This is a genomic window from Gemmiger formicilis, from assembly GCF_018784445.1.
Classification (GTDB): domain Bacteria; phylum Bacillota; class Clostridia; order Oscillospirales; family Ruminococcaceae; genus Gemmiger.
The window spans coordinates 1-2,505 of sequence record NZ_WQOH01000078.1; the positions used below are offsets into that span (position 1 = coordinate 1).

Sequence of the window (2,505 nt, forward strand, 5' to 3'; positions counted from 1 at the left end):
GAGGAAGTGGAGGAACTGTTCTACTCCGCAAAATACGGTGCTTATGTCGAAGCACAGAACGCCAGAAACGATAAGAACAGGCACTCGGAACGCAACCGCACCACAACGGATTTGCTTAAAGACAAAAGGACTTGCCCGGAGGAAACCATCTATCAGATCGGAAAGATGGGCGACCATGTTTCGCCTGATGTTCTGCTGAAAGTCGTGACGGATTTCTTCGTGGAGATGGAACGGCGTTTCGGCTCTCATGTTCACATTCTGGATTGGGCATTACATCTGGATGAAGCGACACCGCACATTCAAGAACGCCATGTATTCGACTGTGAAAACCGCTACGGCGAGATTTGCCCACAACAGGAAAAGGCACTTGAAGCATTAGGCTTTGAACTGCCAGACCCCACCAAGAAGCAAGGCAGACACAACAACCGAAAAATGACTTTCGATTCTGCCTGTCGTGCCATGCTCTTTGATATTGCAAAAAGGCATGGTCTGCATTTGGAGCAAGAGCCGGAATATGGAGGGCGAGCCTATCTTGAAAAACAGGACTTCATTCTTGCCAAACAAAAAGAGCAGTTGGAGGTACAGGAGCAGAGATTAGAGGAACTGACTTTGAAAATCGAGGATGTGGAAACGCTGATTGATGATGTTGCCGATATTGCCTATGACAAGGCGGTGGAGGTCGTGACAGATACAGTCAGAGTGGAAACCCACAAGGAGGACATTCGGCTGATTGAGGAAACAAAGACATGGCTTCAATCGCCGGAACGCAAAGCACCGAAGAAAGAGCGTGACTATGCAATCAGCCGTTTGGATGGCGTGATTGGCAAAATCAAAAATGCCATGCAGTCTGCATTGCAGAAAATCCAGTCCAGACTTCTTTCGCCGGAGGTCAAGAAAACGAGCAAAGAGCAGATTAAGGAAAAGGTCAAGCCCTCCATCCTTGCCAGACTTGAAAGAAACAAGGAACTGGCAAAACAGGAAAATGAAGCGAGACGGAGCGAACACCGTCCGCACAAAAAACAGAATATGGAACTTTAAGGCACTTGCCATTTTCGATTTGAGAATGACAGGTGCTTTTTCCATTTTGGGAGGTTGATAATGAATGTATTTGAAGCAGTAAAGCAGTCGGTCACGACAAGGCAGGCGGCAGAGTTTTACGGCTTTCGTGTAAACCGAGCCGGAATGATAGCCTGTCCGTTTCACAATGACCGCACACCGAGCATGAAAGTGGATAAGCGTTTTCATTGTTTCGGCTGCGGTGCGGATGGGGATGCCGTTGACTTTGTTTCCCGACTGTTTGAATTGCCGAGCAAAGAAGCCGCTATGAAACTGGCTGACGATTTCGGTATCGCTTATGACCGAAACGGCAAGCCGTCCATCGTGGCAAAAATCCGAGAGCCTACCGCCAAACAGAAGTTTGAAGCGGAGGAAAAACGGTGCTTTCGTGTGCTGTCCGATTACTTCCACAAGCTCCGAGCGTGGGAAAAGGACTATGCACCGAAGCAGCCAGAGGACGAATGGCATCCGCTATTTACAGAAGCCTTGAACAAGAGAGATTATATTGAATATCTCCTTGATATTTTGATTGACGGAACACTTGAAGATAGAAAGGCACTTGTAGCCGAGCAAAGAAACGAGGTGATGAAACTTGAACGAAGATTTGCAGACAGCCGCCAGAGAGGAAATTCGAGACCGATTAGAACTGACACAGCAAGGTAAGCCTGCGAATACCGCCATGAATTACAAGACGGTATTTCAGAATGACCCTCTACTGAAAGGTGCTATCCGCAAAAATCTGTTGACGGAACGCACCGACATTGTAAAGCCGCTTGGTTGGTATCGTGAAAGCTCCACTCTGACCGATGTGGATATTAAATATCTGCTTCTCTACTTTGAAGAACACTACGGCTTGACGGTTGAGAAGAAAATCGAGGATGCCGCATTGGTTATTGCCAACGAAAACCGCTACCACCCTGTCTGCGATTTTCTGAACGGCTTGGAGTGGGACGGACAGGAACGCATACGCTTTTGTCTGCACCGCTTTCTTGGGTCGGATGCCGATGATTATACCTATGAAGCCTTGAAGCTGTTTCTGCTTGGGGCAATCAGCCGAGCCTTTAAGCCGGGGTGCAAGTTTGAAGTCATGCTATGCCTTGTCGGAGGGCAAGGAGCCGGAAAGTCCTCTTTCTTCCGTCTGCTTGCGGTCAAGGACGATTGGTTTACCGATGACCTTAAAAAGCTGGATGATGAAAATGTGTACCGCAAAATGCAAGGGCATTGGATAATCGAGATGTCGGAGATGATAGCCACAGCCAATGCAAAGAGTATTGAGGAAATCAAGTCCTTTTTGAGCAGACAGAAAGAGACCTACAAAGTCCCCTATGAGACACATCCGGCAGACCGCAAGCGACAATGCGTGTTTGGCGGTTCGTCAAATACTCTGGACTTCCTACCCCTTGACCGCACAGGCAACCGCCGTTTCGTGCCGGTCATGGTTTACCCCGA

General features: G+C 48.3%; 3 protein-coding genes. All 3 read left to right on the forward strand.

Annotated elements, in window-relative coordinates:
- A partial coding sequence (locus tag GPK89_RS14765) for a serine/arginine repetitive matrix protein 2 (RefSeq protein ID WP_252261704.1) occupies positions 1–1,038 on the forward strand: 1,038 nt, incomplete at its 5' end.
- Positions 1,039–1,098: 60 nt separating this feature from the next.
- Positions 1,099–1,719: a CHC2 zinc finger domain-containing protein gene (locus tag GPK89_RS14770; RefSeq protein ID WP_055163298.1), complete on the forward strand. Its 621-nt coding sequence runs from the start codon at positions 1,099–1,101 to the stop codon at positions 1,717–1,719.
- Positions 1,720–1,735: 16 nt separating this feature from the next.
- The coding region (locus GPK89_RS14775) for a virulence-associated E family protein (protein ID WP_252261705.1) at positions 1,736–2,505 on the forward strand (770 nt) is incomplete at its 3' end.